The sequence below is a fragment of the Pseudomonas sp. Sample_23 genome (assembly GCF_004307595.1).
Lineage (GTDB): Bacteria > Pseudomonadota > Gammaproteobacteria > Pseudomonadales > Pseudomonadaceae > Aquipseudomonas > Aquipseudomonas atacamensis.
This window is the reverse complement of sequence record NZ_RCNX01000105.1, coordinates 34194-59346: the sequence shown is the minus strand read 5'-3', so window position 1 is coordinate 59346 and position 25153 is coordinate 34194. Positions and strand designations below refer to the sequence as shown.

The 25153-nt window shown below is 61.3% G+C and carries 23 protein-coding genes and 1 riboswitch; of the genes, 6 read left to right on the top strand and 17 right to left on the bottom strand.

Features of this window, described 5'->3' with window-relative positions:
• Positions 1–45 precede the first annotated feature (45 nt).
• The gene (gene metE / locus D8U82_RS27835; protein WP_130903366.1) at positions 46–2334 is read left to right on the top strand and encodes a 5-methyltetrahydropteroyltriglutamate--homocysteine S-methyltransferase; all 2289 of its coding nucleotides are present in this window, start codon (positions 46–48) and stop codon (positions 2332–2334) included.
• A gap of 209 nt (positions 2335–2543) precedes the next feature.
• On the opposite strand, the gene D8U82_RS27830 is transcribed toward metE, so the two are convergent.
• The 3 genes from D8U82_RS27830 to D8U82_RS27820 are packed head-to-tail and all read right to left on the bottom strand — an operon-like array spanning position 2544 to position 5331.
• Positions 2544–3308 carry an ABC transporter ATP-binding protein gene (locus D8U82_RS27830; protein ID WP_130903365.1) on the bottom strand — a complete coding sequence of 255 codons (765 nt, stop codon included), beginning with the start codon at positions 3306–3308 and terminating at the stop codon, positions 2544–2546.
• Positions 3305–4321, bottom strand: coding sequence for an iron ABC transporter permease (locus D8U82_RS27825; protein ID WP_130903364.1), 1017 nt, complete (start codon positions 4319–4321; stop codon positions 3305–3307). Before D8U82_RS27825 ends, D8U82_RS27830 begins: the two co-directional genes overlap by 4 nt.
• The gene (locus D8U82_RS27820; RefSeq protein ID WP_130903363.1) at positions 4318–5331 is read right to left on the bottom strand and encodes an ABC transporter substrate-binding protein; all 1014 of its coding nucleotides are present in this window, start codon (positions 5329–5331) and stop codon (positions 4318–4320) included. The genes D8U82_RS27825 and D8U82_RS27820 overlap by 4 nt, the downstream gene beginning before the upstream one ends.
• 138 nt (positions 5332–5469) lie before the next feature.
• A riboswitch (cobalamin riboswitch) is annotated at positions 5470–5664 on the bottom strand.
• A gap of 120 nt (positions 5665–5784) precedes the next feature.
• On the opposite strand from D8U82_RS27820, the gene D8U82_RS27815 reads away from it, so the two are divergent.
• Positions 5785–6012, top strand: coding sequence for a ParD-like family protein (locus tag D8U82_RS27815; protein ID WP_123442271.1), 228 nt, complete (start codon positions 5785–5787; stop codon positions 6010–6012).
• The gene (gene map, locus D8U82_RS27810) at positions 6009–6800 is read left to right on the top strand and encodes a type I methionyl aminopeptidase (protein ID WP_016775022.1); all 792 of its coding nucleotides are present in this window, start codon (positions 6009–6011) and stop codon (positions 6798–6800) included. Before D8U82_RS27815 ends, map begins: the two co-directional genes overlap by 4 nt.
• A gap of 203 nt (positions 6801–7003) precedes the next feature.
• On the opposite strand, the gene D8U82_RS27805 is transcribed toward map, so the two are convergent.
• The 5 genes from D8U82_RS27805 to ribBA all read right to left on the bottom strand — a co-directional run bounded on the left by D8U82_RS27805 (position 7004) and on the right by ribBA (position 12389).
• Complete coding sequence (locus D8U82_RS27805; protein WP_130903362.1) at positions 7004–8158, bottom strand: ABC transporter ATP-binding protein; 1155 nt, start codon at positions 8156–8158, stop codon at positions 7004–7006.
• Between the two features lie 17 nt (positions 8159–8175).
• Positions 8176–8985 carry an ABC transporter permease gene (locus D8U82_RS27800; RefSeq protein WP_007918021.1) on the bottom strand — a complete coding sequence of 270 codons (810 nt, stop codon included), beginning with the start codon at positions 8983–8985 and terminating at the stop codon, positions 8176–8178.
• 6 nt (positions 8986–8991) lie between these two features.
• Complete coding sequence (locus D8U82_RS27795; RefSeq protein WP_016775019.1) at positions 8992–9900, bottom strand: ABC transporter permease; 909 nt, start codon at positions 9898–9900, stop codon at positions 8992–8994.
• Entirely contained in the window at positions 9897–10922 is a 1026-nt protein-coding gene (locus D8U82_RS27790; protein WP_122602413.1) for an ABC transporter substrate-binding protein, read from the bottom strand. Before D8U82_RS27790 ends, D8U82_RS27795 begins: the two co-directional genes overlap by 4 nt.
• 357 nt (positions 10923–11279) lie before the next feature.
• Positions 11280–12389, bottom strand: a complete 1110-nt coding sequence (ribBA, locus tag D8U82_RS27785; protein WP_123442274.1) for a bifunctional 3,4-dihydroxy-2-butanone-4-phosphate synthase/GTP cyclohydrolase II — start codon at positions 12387–12389, stop codon at positions 11280–11282.
• 68 nt (positions 12390–12457) lie between these two features.
• On the opposite strand from ribBA, the gene D8U82_RS27780 reads away from it, so the two are divergent.
• Positions 12458–12754 carry a DUF1330 domain-containing protein gene (locus D8U82_RS27780; protein ID WP_016775016.1) on the top strand — a complete coding sequence of 99 codons (297 nt, stop codon included), beginning with the start codon at positions 12458–12460 and terminating at the stop codon, positions 12752–12754.
• Between the two features lie 138 nt (positions 12755–12892).
• Here D8U82_RS27780 and D8U82_RS27775 read toward each other — a convergent pair whose 3' ends face one another.
• The 7 genes from D8U82_RS27775 to D8U82_RS27745 form a co-directional block, all read right to left on the bottom strand.
• Entirely contained in the window at positions 12893–13456 is a 564-nt protein-coding gene (locus tag D8U82_RS27775; RefSeq protein WP_016775015.1) for an NUDIX hydrolase, read from the bottom strand.
• A gap of 1 nt (position 13457) precedes the next feature.
• On the bottom strand, positions 13458–14222 hold the full coding sequence (locus tag D8U82_RS27770) for a GntR family transcriptional regulator (protein WP_016775014.1): 765 nt from the start codon (positions 14220–14222) through the stop codon (positions 13458–13460).
• Positions 14223–14279: 57 nt separating this feature from the next.
• On the bottom strand, positions 14280–14669 hold the full coding sequence (locus D8U82_RS27765; protein WP_007968634.1) for a carboxymuconolactone decarboxylase family protein: 390 nt from the start codon (positions 14667–14669) through the stop codon (positions 14280–14282).
• Between the two features lie 93 nt (positions 14670–14762).
• The gene (locus tag D8U82_RS27760; RefSeq protein WP_130903361.1) at positions 14763–15248 is read right to left on the bottom strand and encodes a flavin reductase family protein; all 486 of its coding nucleotides are present in this window, start codon (positions 15246–15248) and stop codon (positions 14763–14765) included.
• A 12-nt stretch (positions 15249–15260) separates the two neighbouring features.
• Entirely contained in the window at positions 15261–16742 is a 1482-nt protein-coding gene (locus D8U82_RS27755; protein WP_125927343.1) for an aldehyde dehydrogenase, read from the bottom strand.
• Positions 16739–17572, bottom strand: coding sequence for an alpha/beta fold hydrolase (locus D8U82_RS27750; protein WP_024013187.1), 834 nt, complete (start codon positions 17570–17572; stop codon positions 16739–16741). Before D8U82_RS27750 ends, D8U82_RS27755 begins: the two co-directional genes overlap by 4 nt.
• A 32-nt stretch (positions 17573–17604) precedes the next feature.
• Complete coding sequence (locus tag D8U82_RS27745) at positions 17605–18195, bottom strand: amino acid synthesis family protein (protein WP_007968626.1); 591 nt, start codon at positions 18193–18195, stop codon at positions 17605–17607.
• A 460-nt stretch (positions 18196–18655) separates the two neighbouring features.
• On the opposite strand from D8U82_RS27745, the gene D8U82_RS27735 reads away from it, so the two are divergent.
• Together D8U82_RS27735 and D8U82_RS27730 are read left to right on the top strand one after the other, a co-directional pair.
• Complete coding sequence (locus D8U82_RS27735; RefSeq protein ID WP_122507913.1) at positions 18656–19699, top strand: YCF48-related protein; 1044 nt, start codon at positions 18656–18658, stop codon at positions 19697–19699.
• On the top strand, positions 19696–22080 hold the full coding sequence (locus D8U82_RS27730; protein WP_024013186.1) for an RND family transporter: 2385 nt from the start codon (positions 19696–19698) through the stop codon (positions 22078–22080). The genes D8U82_RS27735 and D8U82_RS27730 overlap by 4 nt, the downstream gene beginning before the upstream one ends.
• 264 nt (positions 22081–22344) lie before the next feature.
• Here D8U82_RS27730 and D8U82_RS27725 read toward each other — a convergent pair whose 3' ends face one another.
• Entirely contained in the window at positions 22345–23064 is a 720-nt protein-coding gene (locus tag D8U82_RS27725; RefSeq protein ID WP_024013185.1) for a FadR/GntR family transcriptional regulator, read from the bottom strand.
• A 196-nt stretch (positions 23065–23260) separates the two neighbouring features.
• Complete coding sequence (locus tag D8U82_RS27720; RefSeq protein ID WP_071172698.1) at positions 23261–24997, bottom strand: IlvD/Edd family dehydratase; 1737 nt, start codon at positions 24995–24997, stop codon at positions 23261–23263.
• Positions 24998–25153: the final 156 nt, after the last annotated feature.

The following is a 25153-nucleotide window of genomic DNA, read 5'->3' as shown; positions in this document are numbered from 1 at the left end:
TCCCGACAATACCCGCCATCGAATAAGCATCTGGAGTTGTTTGTCATGGCACTGGCCCATTCCCTTGGATTTCCGCGCATCGGTCGCGACCGCGAACTGAAGAAAGCGCAAGAGGCGTTCTGGAAAGGAGAGCTGCACGAGGCGGGCCTGCGTGACGTCGGGCGTGAGTTGCGCAAGGTCCATTGGGACTTGCAGAAAAACGCCGGCATCGACTTGCTGCCGGTTGGCGATTTCGCCTGGTACGACCAGGTGCTGACCCACTCGCTGATGTTCGGCGTGATCCCCGAGCGCTTCCGCCCGCATGATGGCAAAGCCACGCTGCAGACCCTGTTCAGCATGGCCCGAGGCGTCAGCAATACTTGCTGCGGCGAAGGCCACGCTCAGGAAATGACCAAGTGGTTCGACACCAACTATCACTACCTGGTACCGGAATTCAGCGTCGATCAACAATTTCAGCTGGGTTGGGAGCAGTTGTTTGAGGAAACCGAAGAGGCTCGTGCGCTGGGGCACAACGTCAAACCGGTGATCCTCGGCCCGCTGACCTATCTGTGGCTGGGTAAAACCAAAGGCGCCGATTTCGACAAGCTCGATTTGCTTGATCGCCTGCTGCCGCTGTACGGCCAGATCTTCGCGCGGCTGGCGGCATTGGGTGTGGAGTGGGTGCAGATCGATGAGCCGATTCTGGTGCTCGATCTGCCGCAGGACTGGAAGAACGCTTTCGAGCGCGCCTACAACCAGATCCAGCGTGATCCGCTGAAAAAACTGCTCGCCACGTACTTCGGGGGCCTGGAAGAAAACCTCGGTCTGGCGGCGAACCTGCCGGTCGATGGATTGCACATCGATCTGGTGCGCGCGCCGGATCAGTACCCGACCATTCTGGATCGTCTGCCGGCCTATAAAGTGCTGTCGCTGGGTGTGGTCAACGGTCGGAACGTCTGGCGCTGCGATCTGCAAAACGCGCTGGCGACGCTGCGTCATGCCCATGAGCGTCTGGGTGATCGCTTGTGGGTGGCGCCGTCCTGTTCATTGCTGCACAGCCCGGTTGATCTGGGCCGGGAAGACCAGCTCGATGCCGAACTGAAAAGCTGGCTGGCGTTTGCCGTGCAGAAGTGCGAAGAGGTCGCCGTGCTCGCCCAAGCGGTCAGCGAGCCGGAAGCGCCGCAGGTGCTGCGCGCACTGGCGCAAAGTCGTTCGGTACAAACCAGCCGCGCCGCCTCACCGCGCATTCACAAACCTGAGGTGCAAACGCGGGTCGCGGCGATCACTGCCAGGGATGCGCAACGCCAATCGCCGTTTGCCCAGCGCATCGCCAAACAGCGCGGCAAACTTGATCTGCCGCTGTTTCCGACCACCACCATTGGATCGTTTCCGCAAACGGCGGCGATTCGTCTGGCGCGCCAGGCCTACAAGCAAGGCAAGCTCAGCGCGGCCGATTACACCGATGCGATGCACACGGAGATTCGCCACGCGGTGGAAATTCAAGAACGCCTCGGCCTGGATGTGCTGGTGCACGGTGAGGCAGAGCGCAACGACATGGTCGAATACTTCGCCGAACAGCTCGACGGCTATGCCTTCACCCGCTTTGGCTGGGTGCAGAGCTACGGTTCGCGCTGCGTCAAGCCAGCGGTGATCTTCGGTGACCTGAGCCGCCCGCAAGCGATGACGGTCGAGTGGATCTGCTACGCCCAGGGCCTCACCGACAAGGTCATGAAAGGCATGCTGACCGGCCCGGTGACCATGCTGATGTGGTCGTTCGCCCGCGAAGACGTCAGCCGCGAGGTGCAGGCTCGACAACTGGCGCTGGCCATTCGTGACGAAGTGAATGATCTGGAAGCGGCAGGAATCAAAATCGTGCAGATCGACGAAGCGGCGTTCCGTGAAGGCTTGCCGTTACGCCGGGCGCAGTGGCCGGCGTATCTGGAATGGGCAAGCGAAGCGTTCCGCCTGTGCGCCTCCGGCGTGCGCGACGAAACCCAGATCCACACGCACATGTGCTACAGCGAATTCAACGACGTGATCGAGTCGATCGCGGCGATGGACGCCGATGTCATCACCATTGAAACCTCGCGTTCGGACATGGAACTGCTCGAAGCGTTTGAAGCGTTCGCCTACCCGAACGACATCGGCCCGGGCGTCTACGATATTCACTCGCCACGGATTCCCGATGTGTCGGAAATGGTTGGCTTGCTTCGCAAGGCGGCGCAGCGTATTCCGGTTGAGCGGCTGTGGGTCAATCCGGATTGCGGGCTGAAAACCCGAGGCTGGCCTGAGACCGAAGCGGCATTGGTGCACATGGTCAGCGCCGCGCGGCAACTGCGTAAAGAGTGGACCTGACCCTTTATCGCCCTGGAATACATAACCCTGTGGGAGCGAGCCTGCTCGCGAAAGCGGTGTGTCAATCGACACCATGTTGGATGACCTGACGCCTTCGCGAGCAGGCTCGCTCCCACAGAATTCGCGTTCCCCCTGTCATTCACGGCAACACACAAATCCTTTGTGGGAGCGAGCTTGCTCGCGAAAGCGGTCTGTCAGCTACACATGCATCAAGCAAGGAAGCGCAATATCGGTGCACCATCGAACGGGTCCGTCAGATAGTGCGCCCTGACCCCGAAAGTCGTCTGTAACCGCTCCGGCGTCAGCACGTGCAGCGGCTCGCCAAGCGCGACCAGACGCCCGCGCTCCAGCACCGCCAGGCGATCGCACTTGAGCGCCTGATTGAGATCGTGCAGGGCGATCAGCGTAGTCACCGGCAGTGCGCGCACCACTTGCAGAATGCTCAACTGATGCTGGATATCGAGGTGATTCGCCGGCTCGTCGAGCAGCAGGATCTGCGGGCGCTGCGCCAGTGCGCGGGCGATATGCACGCGTTGGCGTTCACCGCCGGAGAGGCTGCGCCAGAGGCGGTTGCGCAGGTGCACGGCGTCGACGTCAATCAGCGCTTGCTCGACGATGGCATCATCGGCGGGCGACCACGGTTGCAGCGCCGACAGCCACGGCGTGCGCCCCAGCGCCACCGCGTCGAACACGCGAATGCCATCGTCGGTATCGGCCTGTTGCTCAACCACCGCGAGCGTCTGCGCGATAGTGCGCCGGGACATCTTGCCCAGCGTCCGACCGTCGAGCTGCACATGGCCCACGCTCGGTTCACGCAGCCCGGCGAGCAGTTTCAGCAGAGTGGATTTACCCGAACCGTTCGGCCCGACAATGCCCAGGGTCTCGCCGCGCCGAACATCGAGACTGACACCATTGAGCAACTCGGCACCGCGCACTTTGAAGCCCACCCCCGCACAACTCAGAACCGTGTTCATCGCGCCGATCTCCGGCCCACCAGAATCAGCGCGAACACCGGTGCGCCGACCAGCGCAGTGATCACGCCGACCGGGATCACCTGACCCTTGATCAGGGTGCGCGACAGCACATCGGCGGCAATCAGAAACACCGCACCGCCCAACGCACTGGCAGGCAGAAGACGCGCATGGCCGGTGCCGAGCAACAACCGCGCGGCGTGGGGAATCACTAGGCCGACAAAACCGATCGAGCCGACAATCGACACCATCACCGCCGTCACCAGCGCGGCGCAGCCAATCAGCAGGATCTGCACTCGGCGCACGGCAATGCCGAGGGAGGCTGCCGAGTCCGCGCCAAAGGTGAACGCATCCAAGGCTCGGCGATGCCACAGACAAACAACCAACCCCAACACCGCCACCGGCACCGCCAGCCACACCGACGGCCAGCGCACGCCGCCGAGATTGCCCAACAACCAGAACATGATCCCGCGCGCCTGTTCCGAGCTGGCCGAGCGGGTGATCAGAAAAGCGGTGAGGGCGTTGAACAGCTGCGAGCCGGCAATCCCGGCGAGAATGATCTGCCCGGTGCCGCTGGCCGAGCCGCTGACCCGCGCCAACAGGATTACCAGCACGAACGCCGTCACCGCGCCGGCAAACGCACCGACCGACAATGAAATCGCCCCGGCGCCGACGCCAAGCAGGGCGACCATCACCGCGCCAGTCGAGGCGCCAGCAGAAATACCCAGCAGATACGGATCGGCCAGCGGATTGCGCAGCAGCGACTGCAGGATTACGCCACAGGTCGCCAGACCGGCGCCGCAGGCCGCCCCGACCAAAGCGCGGGTCAGGCGATAGTTCCAGACAATGCCTTCGTCGATCGGGTCGAGCACATAACCGGCGCCCCACAGCTTGTTGGCCAGCACCTGCAATACCACGCTCGGCTCGATCGAAGTCTCACCAATGGCCACGCCGCCGATCAGCGCAACCGACAGCGTCAACAGCACCAGCAGCAAACGGATCAGGCGTCTGCTCATGGCGACAGGTCGTAGCCGTTGATGGCGCTGGCCAGTTGTGCGAGGCCGTCGAAGGTGCGCAGGCTGGCCTGCATGGCCATGGCGTCAAGGATGATGATGCGGTTGTGCTTGACCGCGTCCATGTTGCGCGTCACCGGATCACTGCGCAGGAAGGCGAGTTTCTTCTGGTAGTCGTCCGCCGGGAAACGTCGACGATCCATGCGCGCGATCACCAGAAACGTCGGGTTGGCCTTGGCGATGGTTTCCCAGCCGACGGTTGGCCATTCTTCATCCGACTCGACCACGTTGCGCACGCCGAGGGTGCTGAGCATGAAATCGGGAACGCCTTTGTGCCCGGCCACGAACGGCTCGATGTCCATCTCGGCGCTGGAGAACCACACCAGAGCGCTGACGTCTTTGCGCTGCTGGTTTTTCGCGGTGGCGATCGATTGCGCGAGGCTGGCTTTGAGCTGTTCATTGAGCTGCTCGCCACGCGCCTGCACATCGAAAATCGCCGCCAGTTGGCTCACGCTTTTGTAGATGCTGTCGATGCGAAACGGCGCCAGCCGCGTGCCGTCCGAGCCGACGAGGTTGTCCTTGGCTTCGCAGTCGGAGGGCAGCAGATAGGTAGGAATCTTCAGTTCATGAAACTGCTCGCGGGTGCCGACCGCGCCTTGCGGGCCGACCATCCATTCCAGCTCGACGGCTACCAGTTCCGGGCGTTTGGCGATCACCGCTTCGAAACTCGGCTCGTTGTCGGCGAGGCGCTCGATCCTGTCGTTCTGTACTTTGTATGTGCCCAGCACGTCATTGAACCACAGCGAGGTGCCGACGACCTTGTCGCCCAGACCCAAGGCGTAGAGCATTTCGGTGCCGGCCTGGCCGATGGTCACCGTGCGCGCAGGCGCGTGCTGAAAGGTCAGGCTGCTGCCACAGTTTTCCACGGTCAGCGGATACGCAGTCGGCGCCGCTTGCGCCAGGGCGCAAAGGCTCAGAGCGGTGAGCAGGGTGGCAACGCGGGGCAGCAGCATGGGGCAGTCTCCAGGGGAACCGTACGGGAGCGGGCGGGTACGGTTGGAAACACACCTCGGGCGCGGTCGTGGAAACTGCGCAAGGCCGGCATAGTGAAAACAAGCACGGCACGATGTCCTTCCCGGACACCCCGCCGGTTAGTCAGTCACTGTGCCGGCAGGTCTCCTGACTGATGCGTCATCGCCACGCTCCGGCCTTCCCGGGATTCACCCAGTGGCAGTCGAGGAGCAGGCTCGGCACCTACAGTTGCGGGGGCAGTTCCGATTGATGCTGTGCAAGCATTTCGGATTCCCTATTAATTCCGTGTGGAAACCGGCGGCGGCATGGTAGTCGATTTGCGCGGTGGAGGGGGAGGCGAATCTGCCACAGCGTCGATTTTGCCGTTGGCATTGCAATCGGCCGTATGCACTGATTAATATACGTTCCATATACACATCGTATCGGATTCATATATGGGCATCGTAAAAATTTCAGAGGACATGCACGAGAACCTGCGCATCTCCAGCAACGCCCTCAGCCGCTCGATCAACGCGCAGGCCGAGCACTGGATGCGCATCGGCATGCTCGCCGAGCTGCATCCCAAGCTCGACCACAGCGCCATTTGCCGCCTGCTGATCCGCGCCGAACAGAACGGCGGACTGGATCTGCAACAACTGACTCAGGAAGCCGTCAGCGCATGAGAAACCAGATCAAGATCAACACGCCGGCCGACATCGAAAAATCCCGCGCCGCCGGCAAACTCGCCGCTGAAGTGCTGGCAATGCTGGTGCCGCATGTGAAGGCCGGGGTGACCACCGATGAGCTGGACCGGTTGTGCAACGATTACATCGTCAATGTGCAGAAAGCCGTGCCGGCCAACGTCGGTTATCACGGCTTTCCGAAAACCGTCTGCGCGTCGGTCAATGACGTGGTGTGCCACGGGATTCCATCGGGTACGCCATTGAAAGACGGCGACATCGTCAACCTCGACATCGCCGTGATCAAGGATGGCTGGTTCGGTGATACCAGCCGCATGTATGTCGTGGGTGAGGCGAGCCCCGAGGCGCAGCACCTGATCAAGACCACTTACGACGCGATGTGCGCGGGCATTCGCGCAGTGAAACCGGGTGCAACGCTGGGCGATATCGGTTACGCGATCCAGAGCCTGGCGGAGGCGGAGGGCTTCAGCGTGGTACGCGAGTACTGCGGCCATGGCATCGGCAAGGTCTATCACGATGAGCCGCAGATCCTGCATTACGGCTTTCCCAATCAAGGGCTGAAGCTCAAGGCCGGGATGATTTTCACCGTGGAACCGATGCTCAATGCCGGCAAACGCCATGTGAAGAACATGCCTGATGGCTGGACGGTGCTGACCAAGGATGGCTCGTTGTCGGCGCAGTGGGAGCATATGGTCGCGGTGACGGAGAGCGGGTTCGAAGTGCTGACGGCTTGGCCGGATGAGATTGAAGGGTACCGGGCCATTGGCTAATACCGTGTCGCCTGCTTGCCCTCACCCTAGCCCTCTCCCAATGGGAGAGGGGACTGACCGAGGTGTTGTTGCGAGATACGCCGACGTGCGATACCGAGTCGAACTTACATTTTGAACAGCATGAAGATCGGCTCCCTTTCCCCCTCGCCCCCCGTGGGGGAGAGGGCTGGGGTGAGGGGGTAGATCCAACTGACTCAGCGCAATCAGTGAGCACCTGCTGCCTTGTTCAAATCGCTCTCGGTCCACTCGGTATAAACACAAGCATCCGCCGTCGCCCAGCGCACCCGGACCGGATCGCCGGCCTTGAGTGGCATGCCCGCTGCCGACAGCGCTTTCACCGTCATCGACGTCCCGCCCGCAGTGACCACGCTGCACGTCTGGCTCTCACCAAGAAACAGCACCTCCACAACATTCGCCGATACCTCATTCCAACCCGCCGCCAGCGGCTCATCGAGCGCCTGCTGCGTGCTCAACGCCAAGGCTTTTTCCGGACGCACCATCAGCAGCACATCCTGATCAGTGTGCAACCCGGACGTCAGCCGAATCGACAACGACTGACCCTCGAAAATCGCCGCTGCATTGCTCTGCGCCTTGAGCTTGAGGAAGTTCGAATTGCCCAGAAACGAGGCGACAAAGGCATTCGGCGGATTCTGGTAAAGGTCGTAACCACTGCCCAGACCGACGATCTTGCCGTGGCTGAAAATCGCGATGCGTTGCGACAGCCGCATGGCTTCTTCCTGGTCGTGGGTCACGTACACGATGGTGATACCCAGGCGTCGGTGCAGCTGGCGCAATTCGTCTTGCAGGTCTTCGCGCAGTTTTTTATCCAGCGCGCCCAGCGGTTCGTCCATCAGCAGGATGCGTGGCTCGTAAACCAGCGCCCGGGCGATGGCGACACGTTGTTGCTGACCACCAGACAGTTGCGAAGGGCGGCGATGGGCGAACTGTTCGAGTTGCACCAGTTTCAACATCGCATCGACACGTTTTTCGCGCTCGGCTGTCGCCAGTTTGCGAATCGCCAAAGGGAAGGCGATGTTGTCGCGCACCGACAGATGCGGGAACAGCGAGTAGCGCTGGAAGACCATGCCGATGTCACGCTTGTGCGGCGGCACGTTGACCAGCGACTGGCCATTGACGAGGATCTCGCCGCTGCTCGGTGTTTCAAAACCGGCGAGCATCGACAGCGTGGTGCTTTTGCCCGAGCCGCTGGAGCCGAGGAAGGTGAGGAATTCGCCGTCCTTGATGTCCAGCGAGATATTGTCGACGGCAGCAAAATCGCCGTAGTGCTTGTTCAGGTTGCGCAGACTGACCAGTGGTTTGTCGCTCTGCTGGGATGCGTCTTTGATCACGGCACTCATGTCGTACTCCTGGGCGCTCAGGCGCTGATTTCGTTGCGCCGGCGCAAGGCGGCGGCGATCACCATGACCAACACTGACAGGCCGATCAGCAGCGTCGAAGCGACGGCGATCACTGGCGTCAGGTCCTGGCGCAGGGTGGTCCACATTTTCACGGGAAGGGTTTGCAGAGTCGGGCTTGCCATCATCACGCTGAGCACCACTTCGTCCCATGAAACGAGGAAGGCGAAGAGGGCGCCGGCGACCATCCCCGGACGGATCGCCGGGAACGTCACCTTGAACACCGCTTGCAAGCGCGAGGCACCGCAGATTACCGCCGCGTCTTCAATCGACTGATCGAACAGCTTCAGCGAGTTGATGATCGAGATGATGGTGAACGGCAGCGCGACGATCACATGGCTGACGACGAAGGCGAACATGGTCCCGGTATAGCCGAGCTTGAGAAACAGCGCGTACACCGCCACGGCGATGATCACCAGCGGCACGATCATCGGCAGGGTGAACAGGCCGTAGAGCATCTCGCGGCCGGGAAAGCGCCCGCGCACCAGCGCAAACGCGGTCGGTAAACCGAGGGCCACGGCGCAGATCGTGGTCAGCACGGCAACCTTGAGGCTGGCGGCAGCGGCGTTCATCCAGTCGGGGTTGGAGAAGAACTGGCCGTACCATTTCAGCGTCCAGCCCGGTGGCGGGAACACCAGCCACTGCGAGGAGCCGAACGACAGCAGCACGATGAACACGATCGGCAACAGCAGAAACAGACCGATCAGCCCGGTAGTGGCGTAGAGGCCGAAACGCATGCGCCGGCTCATGGCATTGGGGGTCAGGAGCATGTCGGCTTACCTCGCATTACTGGCGCCAACCGGGGATTCCGGTTGAAGCTTCAGGTAGAAGTAGAACAGCACCAGGGTGATTGCGATCAACAACGCGGCGCCGGCACTGGCCAGGCCCCAGTTGAGGAACGATTGCACCTGCTGAATGATGAACTCCGGCAGCATCATGTTCTGCGCCCCGCCGAGCAGCGCCGGGGTGACGTAGTAACCGAGCGACATCACGAACACCATCAAACCGCCGGAGGCCAGACCCGGCCGGCACAGCGGCAGGAACACCCGGAAGAAGTTGGTCCACGGGCTGGCGCCACAGATCGAGCCGGCCTGCAGGATCATCGGGTCGATGGCCTGCATGGTCGCCTGCAACGGCAGCACGATGAACGGGATCATGATGTAGCTCATGCCGATCACCACGCCCGTCAGGTTGTGCACCATTTCCAACGGCTGATCGATGATGCCCATCGCCATCAGCGCCTTGTTGATCACGCCCGAGGCTTGCAGCAACACCAGCCACGAATAGGTGCGGGCGAGCAGGCTGGTCCACATCGACAGCAGCACGATGTTGAGGATCCAGCGCCCCCAGCCGCGCGGCACCAGGGTGATCGCCCAGGCCAGCGGAAAGCCCAGCAGCAGACTGAACAGCGTCACCAGCCCGGCCACCGAAAAGGTGTTGAGCAGCACTCGCGCATAGGCCGAGTTGGCGAACAGTTGTTCGTAGTTGCCGAGACCCGGCACAGGTTCGAGCACACCGCGCAGCAGCAGGCCAATCAACGGCGCCAGAAAGAACAGGCCGAGGAACAGCAGCGCCGGGACGAGGTTGCCGGCGCCGCGCCAGCGTTGCTTGAAGGCCGAACCGGCAGCGCCGGCGGCGCTCCCGGTGGCAGTGGAAGGACGGGGCGCAGTGGCCGCGATTTTCATTTGACCAGCCATTCGTTCCACCGTGTCGCGATAGCCGGACCGTTCTTGGCCCAGTAAGCGAAATCAAGGGTGATCTGATCCTTGGCGTAAGCCGTCGGCAGGTTGGGGGCCAGCGTCGAATCCAGACGCTCCACACTGTCGAGGTTGACCGGCGCGTAGGCGGTCAGGTTGGAGAAGTCGGCCTGACCTTTGGCGCTGCTCGCATTGGCGAGGAACTTCATCGCCGCATCTTTGTTTTTCGAGCCTTTGGGAATGACCAGAATGTCGGCCATGACCAGGTTCTGCTTCCAGCTCACGCCGACCGGTGCGCCGTCTTCCTGCAAGGCGTGCACACGGCCATTCCAGAACTGGCCCATGCTCGCTTCGCCGGACGCCAGCAGTTGCTGCGACTGCGCGCCGCCGCCCCACCAGACGATGTCTTTCTTGATGGTGTCGAGTTTCTTGAAGGCGCGATCCAGATCCAGCGGGTAGAGCTTGTCAGCCGCAACGCCGTCGGCCAGCAGCGCCAGTTCGAGCACGCCGGGGCTTGGCCATTTGTACAGGGCGCGTTTGCCGGGGTAGGTTTTGGTGTCGAACAGCGCACTCCAGTCCTGCGGCTTGTTGGCGCCTAGCTTGCCCTCGTTGTAGCCGAGGACGAAGGAGAAGAAGAACGAGCCGACACCGTGATCGCTGACGAAACGCGGGTCGATCTTGTCGCGCTGAATGACTTTGAAATCGAGGGGTTCGAGCAGGCCTTCGGCAGCGGCGCGCAGGGCGAAATCGGCTTCGACATCGACCACGTCCCACTGCACGTTGCCGCTTTCGACCATGGCCTTGAGTTTGCCGTAGTCGGTGGGGCCGTCCTGGACGACGGTGATGCCGCTGGCCTTGCTGAACGGATCGGCCCAGGCCTGTTTCTGCGCATCCTGGGTGCTACCGCCCCAGCTCACAAAATTCACGCTTTCGGCAGCCATTGCAGCCTGGCCGGTAACGCTGAGCAGTCCCGCGAAAAAGATCGCGGTTGCAGCTTTGTTCAACACCATGTTCACGCCCTCATTGTTGTGTTTTTGAGCGGGCCTTGCGTTGTTGCCCGCCTGTCGGGAGCAGTAGCTGGACGGTTTTTTGGTCCGTCCGGTCTATGGAATATCATATTATGGTATTCCAAACTTTGTGCAAGCACTTTGCCTTACCGGTTATCTGGCGGATCTGTCTTTCCGGTCTTCATCCAAATGTGTAGCGAATGAAACTGTGGCGAGGGGATTTATCCCCGTCGGGCTGCGGAGCAGCCCTGAAAGCGGGACATGCGATATTTCTGGCGGATCGCGTTGGCAGGAATCGGGGCCGCTTCGCAGCCCGACGGGGATAAATCCCCTCGCCACAGGGGAGTATCGATAACAGGGTTATTCGGTGAAAGGAATGCTCTCAACCACCTCAAGGTCATACCCGGTCAACCCCGCGTACTTCAGCGGCGGACCGAGGTGACGCAACTTGCCCACTCCCAGATTCTGCAGAATCTGCGCCCCCGTCCCGACCTCGGAATAAATCCGCGATTGCGAACGGCTGAACTGCCGTGGCGGCTGGGTCAACTGCGGCACGCGTTCGAGCAACGCCTGCGACGATTCATGATTGGCCAGCACGACCACAACCCCATGACCTTCCGCCGCGACCCGTTGCAACGCTGCCCAGAGGGTCCAGTTCGTCGGTCCGCTGTACTCGGCGCCGACCAGATCGCGCAGCGGATCGATCACGTGCACGCGCACCAGTGTCGGCTCTTCACGACGCAAGTCGCCCATGACCATCGCCATGTGCACACCGCCTTCGATGCGATCTTCGAAGGTGATCAAACGGAAGGTGCCATGCACCGTCGGCAGCTCTCGTTCACCGATGCGTTCGACGGTGTGCTCGGTGCTCAGGCGATAGTGGATCAGGTCGGCGATGGTGCCGATCTTGATCCCGTGCTTGCGCGCGAACTGCTCCAGATCCGGGCGGCGCGCCATGGTGCCGTCGTCGTTCATCACTTCGACAATCACCGAGGCCGGGGTGAAACCGGCCAGACGCGCCAGATCGCAGCCGGCCTCGGTGTGCCCGGCGCGGGTCAGCACGCCACCTTCCTTGGCGCGCAACGGGAAGATGTGGCCGGGCTGCACCAGGTCTTCGGCGCGGGCATTCGGCGCGACGGCGGCAGCAACGGTGCAGGCGCGATCTGCGGCGGAAATGCCGGTGGTCACGCCAACCGCCGCTTCGATCGACACGGTAAATGCAGTGCTGAATACACTGCCATTGGCGGGTACCATTTGCTCCAGGCCCAAGCGCTGACAATGTTCGTCGGTCAGGGTCAGGCAGATCAGCCCGCGTGCCTCGCGGGCCATGAAGCTGATAGCCTCCGGTGTGCAACGATCAGCGGCCAGCAGCAGGTCGCCTTCGTTCTCGCGGTCTTCGTCATCGACCAGCAGGACCATTTTGCCGAGGCGATAATCTTCGATGATTTCTTCGATGCTGTTGAAGGCCATGCTGGACTCTCAGGGTTCGTTGGAAATATATTGGTATACCATAATACAAAATCAACAAAGAGGTCACTATGAAGGCGTACTGGATTGCACATGTGGATATAGCCGATGCCGAGCACTACAGCCAATACACCCAGCGCACCCCGCAGGCGATTGCCGCATTCGGCGGCAAGTTTCTCGCCAGAGGCGGGCGCAGTGAAGCGCTGGAAGGGCGGCAGACGCCACAGCGTACGGTGATCATCGAGTTTGAAAGCTACGAAACAGCCGTCGCGTGCTACCGCTCGGCGGCGTATCAGGAGGCGAAAAGTTATCGCGAAGAATGGGCGAGGGCGGAGATCATCATCGTTGAAGGCATCAACCCAATTTAAGCCACACTGATGATCGTTCCCACGCTCCGCGTGGGAATGCAGCCCGGGACGCTCTGCGTCCCATCCAGAGCCGAACGCGGAGCGTCCGTAAAGGCATTCCCACGCGGAGCGTGGGAACGATCAGGGGGAAGGTGATTTTTAGCGCATGAAATGAATCTTGCCGCTGTCATCATTACCCATGTAAATCCCGTAAACCCCCGCTTGGCGCTCTTCGATATAGCGCTCGAGAATCTGCCGGATCGCCGGGTAATAGATCTGCTCCCACGGAATCTCTTCCGGGGCGAAGAACTTGTAATCCATGGTTTCCGGCCCGTACTGCCCGGTGATCTCCAGGGCGATGGCGCGGAAGATGATGTACACCTCGCTGATCTTCGGCACGCTGAAGATCGAATACGGCGAGACGATTTCCGCGCGCACGCCGCTTTCTTCCCAGACTTCGCGCAGCGCCGCCTGTTCGGTGGTCTCAAAGCTTTCCATGAAACCGGCCGGCAGCGTCCAGGTGCCCGGGCGCGGGGGGATCGCCCGTTGGCACAAAAGGTATTTGCCGTCCTGCTCTATGATGCAGCCGGCAATGATCTTCGGATTGACGTAGTGGATATAGCCGCAGCCGCGGCACATCAGGCGCTCGTGCGTATCGCCCGGCGGCGTCTGCTGACCGAGGTCAGGGCCACCGCATTTCGGGCAAAAGCTCGGGCTGAACATGTCATTGACCTATGCGGGGTTCTTTCAGCGCGATCGGCAGGGTGATCGCCGGGGTACCTTTGACGGCGACGCCGGTCTCTTCCTGCTTGCGCTTGAGGTAATCGAGGGCCACGGCGGCGGCCGCGCGGACGTGATCGACACACGCCTGATGCGCCGCCAGCGGATCGCCGCTCTTGATCGCCTCGACCATTTTTTCCATCTCGTGATTACTCGCGCCACGACGGTTTTCCTGGGAGACCGAGGTCGCGCGCAGATAGCTGATGCGTGCCTGCAACTGACGCAATTGGGTGGCGGCGACATGGTTGCCCGAGCCTTCGAGCAGCACGTCGTAGAAGCCCTGCACCGAGTCGATCACCTGTTGCAGCTCGCCGTCCTTGAGCGCCTTGCGGTTGTCATCGAGGGCTTTTTCCAGGGCTTTGATGTCCTTGGCTTTGGCGCGCAGGGTGAACAGCTGCACGATCAGGCCTTCGAGCACACAACGCAATTCGTAGATATCGACGGCGTCGTCGAGGGTGATGATGGCCACGCGCGGGCCTTTGGCATCGGCGAATTCGACGAGACCTTCGGATTCGAGGTGACGCAAGGCTTCGCGCACCGACGTGCGGCTGACGCCGAGGCGATCGCACAGGTCGCGTTCGACCAGGCGATCACCTGGCATGAGCTGGAAATTCATGATCGCGCTACGCAGTTTGTCCAGCACGATTTCGCGCAGGGTAACGGGGTTGCGATTGACCTTGAAGCTGTCGTCGAGTGGCTGGCGTTTCATGGGGTCCGCTCTTGAGCTTGGCTGTCCATGCCAGACGGGCATCAAAACAGCCGAGGGTTAACTGGAGGCCTCGGCGTCGGCTTCGGCAAAGGCTTCACGGGCCAGCCGGAAACTGTCCACGGCCGCCGGAACGCCGCAATAAATGCCGACCTGAAGCAGAATTTCGCGTATTTGCTCACGACTCAGGCCGTTACGCAAGGCGCCACGCACATGCAGCTTGAGTTCATGCGGGCGGTTGAGCGCCGAGATCATTGCCAGGTTGATCATGCTGCGCTCCTTGAGCGACAGACCCTCACGCCCCCAGACATGGCCCCAGCAGTATTCGGTGACCATTTCCTGCAGCGGACGGGTGAAGTCGTCGGCGTTCTCGATCGAGCGTTGCACGTAGGCTTCGCCCAATACCTGGGTGCGGATTTTCAGACCTTTTTCATACTTCTCGTTACTCATCATTCCTCCTCACAACACAGATCCCCTTGTTGGAATGAACCCTGTGGTGAGGGGATTTATCTCCCTCACCACAATGGGAGTTGGGTGGGGCAATCAGGTCAAGGCAGGCAACGCACCCAACTTGCCCTTGTGATAAATCATCGGCGTCACCGGGTGCTCGGGCAGGATCAGGTTCTTCACTGCGCCGACAATGATCGCGTGATCGCCGCCGTCGTATTCACGCCACAACTCGCACTCGATGATCGCCGTCGCCTTGGCCAGGATCGGGTTGCCCAGGTCGCTCAGGTGCCAGTCGATGCCCTTGGCCTTTTCCTTGCCCTTGCCGGCGAACGCGTAGGCTTCGGCGGTCTGCTCGGCGGAGAGCAAATGGATGGCGAATTTCTTGCTGTCGCGCAGCACCGGGTAGGTGTCGGACGCATAGTTGGGGCAGAACAGCACCAGCGCCGGGTCGATCGACAGCGCGCTGAACGCGCTGGCGGTGATACCGACGATGCCGCCGTCCGGGTCGAGGGTGGTGACCACCGTGACGCCGGACGGGAACGAGCTCATGACGTCTTTGTAAATGCCGGGTTCGATCATTTCGCAGGACTCCTAGCGCATCACAAACGGATCAGGCATTGGCGCCTGGGAGAGGTTGATCCACACCGTTTTCAGTTCGGTGTAGGCCAGCACCGAATCGATGCCGCTTTCGCGTCCATAGCCACTGTTCTTGAAGCCGCCGATCGGCGCCATCGCCGACACTGCGCGGTAAGTGTTGACCCAGATGATCCCCGAGCGCACATCGCGTGCCAGACGATGGGCGCGGCCGAGGTCACGGGTCCAGATGCCGGCGGCGAGGCCGAACTGTGAGTCATTGGCGATCGCCAGCGCTTCGGCTTCGTCTTTGAAACGAATCACCGAGGCGACCGGGCCGAAGACTTCTTCCTGCATGATCTTCATCGAATTGCGGTCGCACTCGAACAGCGTCGGCTCGTAAAACCAGCCTTCACCGAGATCCGCCGGACGCTTGCCACCGGTGCGCAAACGCGCGCCTTCGGCGATGGCATCGGCGACCAGACCTTCGACCACCGCCAGTTGCTGCGCGGTGGCCATCGGACCCATTTCACTGTTGTCTTCCTGTGGGTTGCCGATGCGGATGCGCTGGGCGCGCTCGACCAGACGGTTGACGAATTCGTCGTAGATTTCGTCCTGCACCAGCAAGCGCGAACCGGACACGCAGCTCTGCCCGGACGCCGCGTAGATCCCGGCAATCGCACCGTTGATCGCGCTGTCCAGGTCGGCGTCGGCGAAGATGATATTCGGCGACTTGCCGCCCAGCTCCAGCGACAGCTTGGCGAAGTTCTCGGCGCTGCTGCGCACCACATGCCGTGCCGTGGCCGCGCCGCCGGTGAAGGCGATCTTGCGGATCAGCGGATGGCGGGTGAGGGCGGCGCCGGTGCTCGGGCCGTAGCCGGTAACGACGTTGACCACGCCCGGCGGAATCCCGGCTTCGAGGGCCAGACGCGCCAGCTCGAGAATGGTCGCCGAGGCGTGCTCGGACGGCTTGATCACAATCGTGTTGCCGGCGGCCAGGGCCGGGGCCAGTTTGATCGCGGTCAGGTACAGCGGGCTGTTCCATGGAATGATCGCGGCAACCACACCCATGGCTTCGTGCACGGTGTAGGCAAACAGGTCGGGCTTGTCCAACGGCAGCGTACCGCCTTCAAGCTTGTCAGCGAGGCCTGCGGTGTAGTGGAAGAACTCCGGCAGATAGCTGACCTGGCCACGGGTTTCGCGGATCAGCTTGCCGTTGTCGCGGCTTTCCAGCTGCGCCAGGTGTTCCTTGTTTTCAGCGATCAGATCACCGAGGCGGCGCAGCAGTTTGCCGCGCGCAGTGGCGGTCAGGCCGCGCCAGGCCGGGCTGTCGAAGGCAGTTTGCGCTGCTTGCACGGCGCGTTCGACGTCCGCTTCATCGGCGTCGGGCAGTTCCGCCCAGGCTTGCGCGGAGGCCGGGTTGAGGCTTTCGAAGGTCTTGCCGGAGAGGGCGTCGACCCAGTCTCCGCCGATGCACATCTGGAAGCGTGCGAGTGTCATGCAACGATCCCCTTTATATGGTTTTGTCGGGCGTGTGCGAATTGGAGAAATTCCAGCAGCATCTGATTGACCAGACGCGGCGACTCTACCGGCATCATATGCCGTTGCTCGGGCAGCACGGCAACCTTCGCAGCGGGGATGCGTCGGGCCAGTTGCTCGGCCATTTCCGGGGTTGAACCGGGGTCGAGTTCGCCGGTGGCGATCAGCGTCGGCGCCTGAATGCTACTCAGATCGTCGGCGCGGTACATGTCCTGGGTGGCGAACAATTCGTAGGTGGTCAGGTAGCCCTGCGGATCGTTGTTGGCCAAAGTCTGGCGCAACGCGGCGATCTGCGCCGGGTTGGCTGCCTGATATTCACGGCTGAACCAGCGGGACAATGCCGCTTCGGCATTGGCGTCCGGGCCATGTTCGGCAGCCTGCGCAGTGCGTGCGATGACGCCGGCACGCTGTTCTTCGCTGCGGTTGAACACGCTGTTCAGCACCACCAGGCTTTGCAGGCGCTCCGGGTAATGCAGGGCGAAGGCCCTCGCGACCAGGCCGCCCATGGAGAAACCGATCACCGCTGCCTGGGGCAGATTGAGGTGATCGAGCAGCTCGAGCAACTGATCGGCGTAACCGAGCAGGTCGGTGCCGCTGGCCGGGCGCGGGCTGGCGCCGTGGCCGAGCATGTCGTAGGCGATCACCTGGTACTGGCTGGCGAGGCCGACAATCTGCCCGCCCCACATTTCTTTGTTCAGGCCCACGCCGTGGATCAATACCACGGGCTGGCCTTGGCCGGTCGCCAGGTAACTGGTGCCAGCCGGGGTGAGTTCAGCGGTGAGCCGAATCATGGAGCGCTCCTGCAATGCCTTTCTTGTTGTGATTACTGGGCCTTTTCGGCGGCCAGTTCTTCCAGATCGATGTAGCGGTTGCCGATGCGCGGGTGCAGGCGGCCACCGTCGGCGCAACCCAGCACGACAACGATTTCGTCAGCACGCGGCGCGTCTTCGATCTGCATTTCCAGGGTGATGTAGTGCGAACGCAGGCCTTCGTCGTCCTTGTGCATCATCGGGATCTGAATCGACGTGCCCGGACCGCCGCGCTTGTTGGTAAAGCTCAGATAGCTCTTGGCTTTTACCGCTTCGCGATAGTGATTGCCGAAGCGCAGGGTGTGGATCACCGCCGACGCGTGCTCGATTTCGCCATCAGCGCCGACGACCGCCGCTTTGCCGTAGGCCTCGATCTTCTCGGCACCGCCGATGATGCCGACCAGGCGTTCGACCATCATGGCGCCGAGGTCGGAGCAGTTGGCGCGGATCTGCGGCTTGAGGTCTTCGACAAAACCGTTGCCCACCCACGGGTTCTTCATCACCACGGCGAGGCCGACCATGGTCACCGGCTTGTCAGTAGCCTTGCCGCCTTCGATGAAGGTTTCTTCGACATAGCTGACGATCTTGCGAATTTCGAAACTCATGAGCTGCTCCGTTGGGGATTAAGAGTGTCTGTGCGTCTGATGGTATACCATAATACCGATCCTGCAAGTCCCCGCAGCGACAATTGCGTCATCCATCCTACGAATGGCTGCGCATTCAGCCTTTGGCGCGAAACCACCCATCACCACAAACCCTGTGGGAGCGAGCCTGCTCGCGAAAGCGGTGGGTCAGCCAATAAACAGGGTGACTGATACACCGCATTCGCGAGCAAGCTCGCTCCCACAGGGGAATTCCTTGGTTACAGAGGGCCGCTTTCGGTTAACAAAAGATAACGCGGCGCCGATTGTCAGACATTTGCAAAGCCCGATAGGATGAGCCAGCTTCCGAAGGGGCTCTGGATTGCGGGTTTCAGGACTATGCTTCTGAAACGCCACTAGCCGAGCACCCTTGCGGCGCCCTTGAAGGCCCGATGGCCCAACAATAATAAATAGGGGAAGGTCTATGAGTCGTTGCCGCCCGCCGGCGTTACGCAACACCGCGTTGCTGGCCACAGCACTCTCGCTGCTGGGCTTTGCCACGTTATCGGCACCTGTGATTGCCGCCGAGGCCCCGGCTGACGTGGTCTATGCCACCGAATCGGCCAAGGCCGCGAAAAGCCTGATTCTTGATGTCGTCCACGCTGGCGCGCGTCTGGTCGCGGTCGGCGATCGCGGGCACATCGTCTATTCCGATGACCAGGGCAAAACCTGGACCCAGGCCAAGGTGCCAACCCGGCAACTGCTCACTGCCGTGTATTTCGTCGATGACAAAAACGGTTGGGCCGTGGGCCACGATGCACAGATTCTCGCCAGCGCAGACGGCGGTCTGACCTGGACCAAACAATTCGAAGACCTCGCACGCGAATCGCCGCTGCTCGACGTCTGGTTCAAGGACGCCAGCAGCGGCTTTGCCGTGGGCGCCTACGGCACGCTGCTGGAAACCTCCGATGGCGGCAAGCACTGGGAAGACGTCAGCGATCGCCTCGACAACGAAGACCAGTTCCACCTCAACGCCATCGCCGCCGTGAAAGACGCCGGGCTGTTTATCGTCGGCGAGTCCGGCAGCATGTTCCGCTCCGCCGATGACGGCCAGACCTGGGAAAAGCTTGAAGGCCCGTACGAAGGTTCACTGTTCGGCGTGATCGGCACGGCGCAGCCGCAGACCCTGCTGGCTTACGGCTTGCGCGGCAATCTTTATCGCTCCACTGATTTCGGCAGCAACTGGGAGCAGGTCGAACTCAAAGCTGCACGCGGTGCGCTGGAGTTCGGCCTGTCCGGCGGCACGCTGCTGGAAGACGGCTCGATCGTCATCGTCGGTAACGGCGGCTCGGTGATCAGCAGCAGCGACAACGGCGAAACCTTCAGCGTGTTCAACCGCCCGGATCGCATTTCGCTGTCGTCGGTCACCGCCGCCGGCAACGGCAACCTGATTCTGACCGGGCAGGGTGGCTTGCACATCACCCAGCCAAACGGTGCCGAGACCAATAACAAGAAGGCGGGGCTATGACTTCCTTGATCACTCCTCAGCAGGAAAAGGCGACGGTTCTCGAGCGCCTGATCTTCAATAACCGTCCGGCCGTGATCCTGATCTGCCTGGTGGTGAGCATTTTCCTGTTCTGGCAGGCCACGCTGATTCGGCCGTCGACCAGTTTTGAAAAAATGATCCCGCTGCAGCATCCCTTCATCGAAAAGATGATGGAGCACCGCAACGATCTGGCGAACCTGGGCAACACGGTGCGTATTTCGGTGGAAGCCACCGACGGCGACATCTTCTCCAAGGAGTACATGGAGACCCTGCGCCAGATCAACGACGAAGTGTTCTACATTTCCGGCGTCGATCGTTCAGGCCTCAAATCGCTGTGGAGCCCGAGCGTACGCTGGACCGAAGTGACCGAAGAGGGTTTCGCCGGCGGTGAAGTGATTCCGCAGAGCTACAACGGCTCCCAGGACAGCCTCGATCTGCTGCGCAACAACGTGCTCAAGTCCGGCCAGGTCGGGCGTCTGGTGGCCAACGACTTCAAGTCGAGCATTGTCGACATCCCGCTGCTCGAGGCCTATCCGGACCCGCAGGATCAGGGCAAGTTGCTGGCGCTGGACTATCGCCAGTTCTCCCATGAGCTCGAAGACAAGATCCGCAACAAGTTCGAAGCGCAGAACCCCAACATCAAGATCCACATCGTCGGTTTCGCCAAGAAGGTCGGTGACCTGATCGACGGTCTGGTGATGGTGGTGCTGTTCTTCGGTGTCGCCTTCGTCATCACCCTGATTCTGCTGCTGTGGTTCACCAACTGCCTGCGCAGCACCATCGCGGTGTTGAGCACAACGCTGGTGGCGGTGGTCTGGCAGCTCGGGTTGATGCACTTCTTCGGCTTCGGGCTCGACCCGTATTCGATGCTGGTGCCGTTCCTGATTTTCGCCATCGGCATTTCCCACGGCGTGCAGAAGATCAACGGTATCGCCCTGCAATCCAGCGAGGCCGATAACGCCCTGACCGCTGCACGACGCACCTTCCGCCAGTTGTTCCTGCCGGGGATGATCGCGATTCTGGCCGATGCGGTAGGCTTCATCACCCTGCTGATCATCGACATCGGGGTGATCCGTGAACTGGCTATCGGCGCGTCCATCGGCGTTGCGGTGATCGTGTTCACCAACCTGATCCTGCTGCCGGTGGCGATTTCCTATGTGGGCATCAGCAAGCGCGCGATTGCCAAGAGCAAGAAGGACGCCAACCGTGAACATCCGTTCTGGCGTCTGCTGTCGAACTTCGCCAGCCCGAAAGTCGCGCCGATTTCGGTAGCCCTGGCGTTGATCGCCTTCGGTGGCGGCCTCTGGTACAGCCAGAACCTGAAGATCGGCGACCTCGACCAGGGCGCGCCGGAACTGCGTCCGGACTCGCGCTACAACAAGGACAACAACTTCATCATCAGCAATTACTCGACCAGTTCCGACGTGCTGGTGGTGATGGTCAAGACCAAGGCCGAAGGCTGCTCGCGCTACGAAGCCATGGCGCCGATCGATCAGCTGATGTGGAAGATGCAGAACACCGAGGGCGTGCAGTCGGCGATCTCGCTGGTGACCGTGTCCAAGCAGATGATCAAGGGCATGAACGAGGGCAACCTGAAATGGGAAACCCTGTCGCGCAACCCGGACGTACTGAACAACTCGATCGCCCGCGCCGATGGCCTGTACAACAACAGCTGCTCGCTGGCGCCAGTGCTGGTGTTCCTCAACGACCACAAGGCCGAAACCCTCGATCGTGCGGTCAACGCGGTGCAGGAGTTCGCCAAGGAAAACAACAAGGACGGCCTGGAATTCATCCTCGCTGCCGGTAACGCCGGGATCGAAGCAGCCACCAACGAAGTCATCAAACAGGCTGAGCTGACCATCCTGATTCTGGTGTACATCTGCGTGGCGGTGATGTGCATGATCACCTTCCGCTCCTGGGCAGCGACCCTGTGCATCGTCCTGCCGCTGGTACTCACCTCGGTGCTCGGCAACGCGCTGATGGCGTTCATGGGCATCGGCGTGAAAGTCGCGACGCTGCCGGTGGTGGCGTTGGGCGTGGGGATCGGCGTGGATTACGGCATCTACATCTACAGCCGCCTGGAAAGTTTCCTGCGTGCCGGGCTACCGTTGCAGGAAGCCTATTACCAGACCCTGAAGTCGACCGGTAAAGCGGTGCTGTTCACCGGTCTGTGCCTGGCGATCGGCGTGTGCACCTGGATCTTCTCGGCGATCAAGTTCCAGGCCGACATGGGTCTGATGCTGACCTTCATGCTGCTGTGGAACATGTTCGGTGCGCTGTGGCTGCTGCCAGCGCTGGCCAAGTTCCTGATCAAGCCTGAGAAGCTGGCGGGGCAGAAGGGCAATTCGCTGTTTGCCCACTGATCTGACAGGCTGAAACGACAAAGCCGCAACCTTGATGGGTTGCGGCTTTTTTTGTGGTCCAAGATCAAGAGCCCCTCACCCTAGCCCTCTCCCTGAGGGAGAGGGGACTGACCGAGGGGTGCGGCTAGATATATCGACCTGAAATACCGAGTCGGTTATGGATTCACAGCAGAACGTTCAAGTCGGCGTAAATCTCAAATATCCCCCAATCGGTCCCCTCTACCTCTGGGAGAGGGCTAGGGTGAGGGCAAGCGATCTCAAGCCCTAAGAAAGCTCTGCGCCAAGCACAACACTCAACGCACTGCGCGCATCATCCAGCTGCACCAGCGTCGCATGCCGGGCGCCCAGGGCATCGCGGTTCTCGATGGCGGTCAGAATCGCCTTGTGCCTCGGCAACGCCAGTTCATGCAGATTCGGCCGTTGATTGGAATGCTTCAACGCCTCGGCGATCGCTACCGCCAACATGTTGCACAGGTTCGCCAGCAGGTCGTTGTGCGTCGCATCGGCGATGCGGCTGTGGAAGTCCAGGTCCGGTTGCAACAGCGCTTCCGGGGTCGGCGCGGCTTCCATGCGTTGGTAGGCTTCGTTGATCGCAGCGATGTCGGCATCGGTCGCATGCTGAGCGGCGAGGGCGGCGGCTGCCGGTTCGATGATGCTGCGTACGCTGGTCAGCACGTTGAAGAATTCATTCTGCGGGCTGCTTTGCATCAGCCAGTGCAGCACGTCCGGGTCGAGCATGTGCCATTCGCGGCGCGCCTTGACCACGGTGCCGACGCGCGGTTTGGAATACACCAGCCCCTTGGCCACCAGCACCCGCGTGGCTTCGCGCAACACCGGCCGACTGACCGCGTACTCCTCGCAAAGCAGGGCTTCGGCGGGCAGTTTGTCGTCGGGCAAAAAGCGTCCGGAGACGATCTGCATGCCCAGTTCCTGGACGATGCGCGAGTGCATGCTTTTACGGTCGGAAGGTTTGCGGTAATCCATGGGGAGTGGCGCGATCCTGAGCGATGGAGATGCCGCGCATCATAGCAGGCACGGCACAATCTTGAGGTAGGCAATGATCGTTCCCACGCTCTGCGTGGGAATGCCTCAAGGGACGCTCCGCGTTCCAGCTCTGAAAGGGACGCGGAGCGTCCCGGGCTGCATTCCCACGCGGAGCGTGGGAACGATCAGTGGGGTGTCAGTGAGAGTGGCGCGGAACCTCGGCACCTCGGCAGCCCACCAGGAAGTCAAAGTCGCAACCCTGATCCGCCTGCAGCACGTGATCGATGTACAGCTGACGATAACCGCCCACCAGCAATTGCTGCGGTGCTTGCAGATCGGCCATGCGTGCGGCCAGTTCAGCATCCGGAATGTCCAGATGCAAACGGCCGCTGGCACAATCGAGCTCGATCCAGTCGCCTTCCTTTACTGCCGCCAAAGGCCCGCCGGCTGCGGCTTCCGGGGCAACGTGCAAAACCACCGTGCCGTACGCGGTGCCGCTCATGCGTGCATCGGAAATACGCACCATGTCGGTCACGCCTTCTGCCAACAGCTTGGCTGGCAAACCCATGTTGCCGACTTCAGCCATGCCCGGATAACCCTTCGGCCCGCAGTTCTTCATCACCAGAATCGAATCCTTATCGACGTCCAGCTCCGGATCGTTGATCCGGGCCTTGTACATGTCGAAGTTCTCGAAAACCACCGCGCGACCGCGATGCTGCATCAGTTCAGCGCTAGCGGCGGACGGCTTGAGCACCGCGCCCAACGGCGCCAGATTGCCACGCAACACGCAGATGCCACCGTCAGCGCGAATCGGATTGTCGAGGGTGCGGATCACTTGGTCTTCGCCGTAGATCGGCGCGTCCTTGGTGTTCTCGCCGATGGACTTGCCGTTGACCGTCAGTGCGTTCGGGTTGGGGATCAGATTGGCTTCACCGAGGCGGCGCAGTACCGCTGGCAAACCACCGGCGTAGTAGAACTCTTCCATCAGGAAACGCCCGGACGGTTGCAGGTCGACGATGGTCGGCATGCCGCGACCGATGCGGGTCCAGTCGTCCAGATCCAGCTCGACGCCGATGCGCCCGGCGATGGCTTTCAAGTGGATCACGGCGTTGGTCGAACCGCCGATGGCAGCGTTGACACGAATAGCGTTTTCGAAGGCTTCCTTGGTGAGGATCTTCGACAGCTTCAGGTCTTCACGCACCATCTCCACCGCACGCATGCCGGACATGTGCGCCAGCACATAACGGCGTGCGTCCACAGCCGGAATCGCGGCGTTGTGCGGCAGTGAAGTGCCCAGTGCTTCAGCCATGCACGCCATGGTCGACGCGGTGCCCATGGTGTTGCAGGTGCCCGCCGAACGCGACATGCCGCCCTCGGCCGCGAGGAAGTCATCGATGGTGATGGTGCCGGCCTTGACCTGTTCGCTGAGCTGCCAGACCACGGTGCCGGAGCCGATGTCCTTGCCTTTGTGCTTGCCATTGAGCATCGGGCCGCCGGTGACGACGATGGCCGGCACGTCGCAACTGGCCGCGCCCATCAGCAGCGCTGGAGTGGTTTTGTCGCAACCGGTGAGCAGCACGACGCCGTCGATCGGGTTGCCGCGAATCGCTTCTTCAACGTCCATGCTCGCCAGGTTGCGGGTGAGCATGGCGGTCGGGCGCAGGTTCGATTCGCCATTGGAGAACACCGGGAATTCCACCGGAAAACCACCGGCCTCGATCACCCCGCGTTTGACGTGCTCCGCGATCTGGCGGAAATGCGCGTTGCACGGGGTCAGTTCCGACCAGGTGTTGCAGATGCCGATGATCGGCTTGCCGTGGAACTGATGGTCGGCGATGCCCTGATTCTTCATCCAGCTGCGGTACATGAAGCCGTTCTTGTCGGCCGTGCCAAACCATTGGGCGGAGCGCAGGGTGGGTTTCTTATCAGACATGATCGATTCTCTTATTGTAAGACTATTGTTTGCGAGCTGACGCTTAATCTAAGCTCAAAATCCGCGCTTTGGAAGTGTTGTTGGGTAATTAGTATTACTATATAGTCGTTTTCGACGGAGGGATGGCCCTGGCTGTTTTGGCGAGAGGCGTCCCCC

Excerpts from the sequence above, each read along its gene's own strand:
- metE (WP_130903366.1), top strand. The coding sequence starts at position 46 with ATGGCACTGGCCCATTCCCTTGGATTTCCGCGCATCGGTCGCGACCGC.
- D8U82_RS27830 (WP_130903365.1), bottom strand. The coding sequence starts at position 3,308 with ATGAACACGGTTCTGAGTTGTGCGGGGGTGGGCTTCAAAGTGCGCGGT.
- D8U82_RS27825 (WP_130903364.1), bottom strand. The coding sequence starts at position 4,321 with ATGAGCAGACGCCTGATCCGTTTGCTGCTGGTGCTGTTGACGCTGTCG.
- D8U82_RS27820 (WP_130903363.1), bottom strand. The coding sequence starts at position 5,331 with ATGCTGCTGCCCCGCGTTGCCACCCTGCTCACCGCTCTGAGCCTTTGC.
- D8U82_RS27815 (WP_123442271.1), top strand. The coding sequence starts at position 5,785 with ATGGGCATCGTAAAAATTTCAGAGGACATGCACGAGAACCTGCGCATC.
- map (WP_016775022.1), top strand. The coding sequence starts at position 6,009 with ATGAGAAACCAGATCAAGATCAACACGCCGGCCGACATCGAAAAATCC.
- D8U82_RS27805 (WP_130903362.1), bottom strand. The coding sequence starts at position 8,158 with ATGAGTGCCGTGATCAAAGACGCATCCCAGCAGAGCGACAAACCACTG.
- D8U82_RS27800 (WP_007918021.1), bottom strand. The coding sequence starts at position 8,985 with ATGCTCCTGACCCCCAATGCCATGAGCCGGCGCATGCGTTTCGGCCTC.
- D8U82_RS27795 (WP_016775019.1), bottom strand. The coding sequence starts at position 9,900 with ATGAAAATCGCGGCCACTGCGCCCCGTCCTTCCACTGCCACCGGGAGC.
- D8U82_RS27790 (WP_122602413.1), bottom strand. The coding sequence starts at position 10,922 with ATGGTGTTGAACAAAGCTGCAACCGCGATCTTTTTCGCGGGACTGCTC.
- ribBA (WP_123442274.1), bottom strand. The coding sequence starts at position 12,389 with ATGGCCTTCAACAGCATCGAAGAAATCATCGAAGATTATCGCCTCGGC.
- D8U82_RS27780 (WP_016775016.1), top strand. The coding sequence starts at position 12,458 with ATGAAGGCGTACTGGATTGCACATGTGGATATAGCCGATGCCGAGCAC.
- D8U82_RS27775 (WP_016775015.1), bottom strand. The coding sequence starts at position 13,456 with ATGTTCAGCCCGAGCTTTTGCCCGAAATGCGGTGGCCCTGACCTCGGT.
- D8U82_RS27770 (WP_016775014.1), bottom strand. The coding sequence starts at position 14,222 with ATGAAACGCCAGCCACTCGACGACAGCTTCAAGGTCAATCGCAACCCC.
- D8U82_RS27765 (WP_007968634.1), bottom strand. The coding sequence starts at position 14,669 with ATGAGTAACGAGAAGTATGAAAAAGGTCTGAAAATCCGCACCCAGGTA.
- D8U82_RS27760 (WP_130903361.1), bottom strand. The coding sequence starts at position 15,248 with ATGATCGAACCCGGCATTTACAAAGACGTCATGAGCTCGTTCCCGTCC.
- D8U82_RS27755 (WP_125927343.1), bottom strand. The coding sequence starts at position 16,742 with ATGACACTCGCACGCTTCCAGATGTGCATCGGCGGAGACTGGGTCGAC.
- D8U82_RS27750 (WP_024013187.1), bottom strand. The coding sequence starts at position 17,572 with ATGATTCGGCTCACCGCTGAACTCACCCCGGCTGGCACCAGTTACCTG.
- D8U82_RS27745 (WP_007968626.1), bottom strand. The coding sequence starts at position 18,195 with ATGAGTTTCGAAATTCGCAAGATCGTCAGCTATGTCGAAGAAACCTTC.
- D8U82_RS27735 (WP_122507913.1), top strand. The coding sequence starts at position 18,656 with ATGAGTCGTTGCCGCCCGCCGGCGTTACGCAACACCGCGTTGCTGGCC.
- D8U82_RS27730 (WP_024013186.1), top strand. The coding sequence starts at position 19,696 with ATGACTTCCTTGATCACTCCTCAGCAGGAAAAGGCGACGGTTCTCGAG.
- D8U82_RS27725 (WP_024013185.1), bottom strand. The coding sequence starts at position 23,064 with ATGGATTACCGCAAACCTTCCGACCGTAAAAGCATGCACTCGCGCATC.
- D8U82_RS27720 (WP_071172698.1), bottom strand. The coding sequence starts at position 24,997 with ATGTCTGATAAGAAACCCACCCTGCGCTCCGCCCAATGGTTTGGCACG.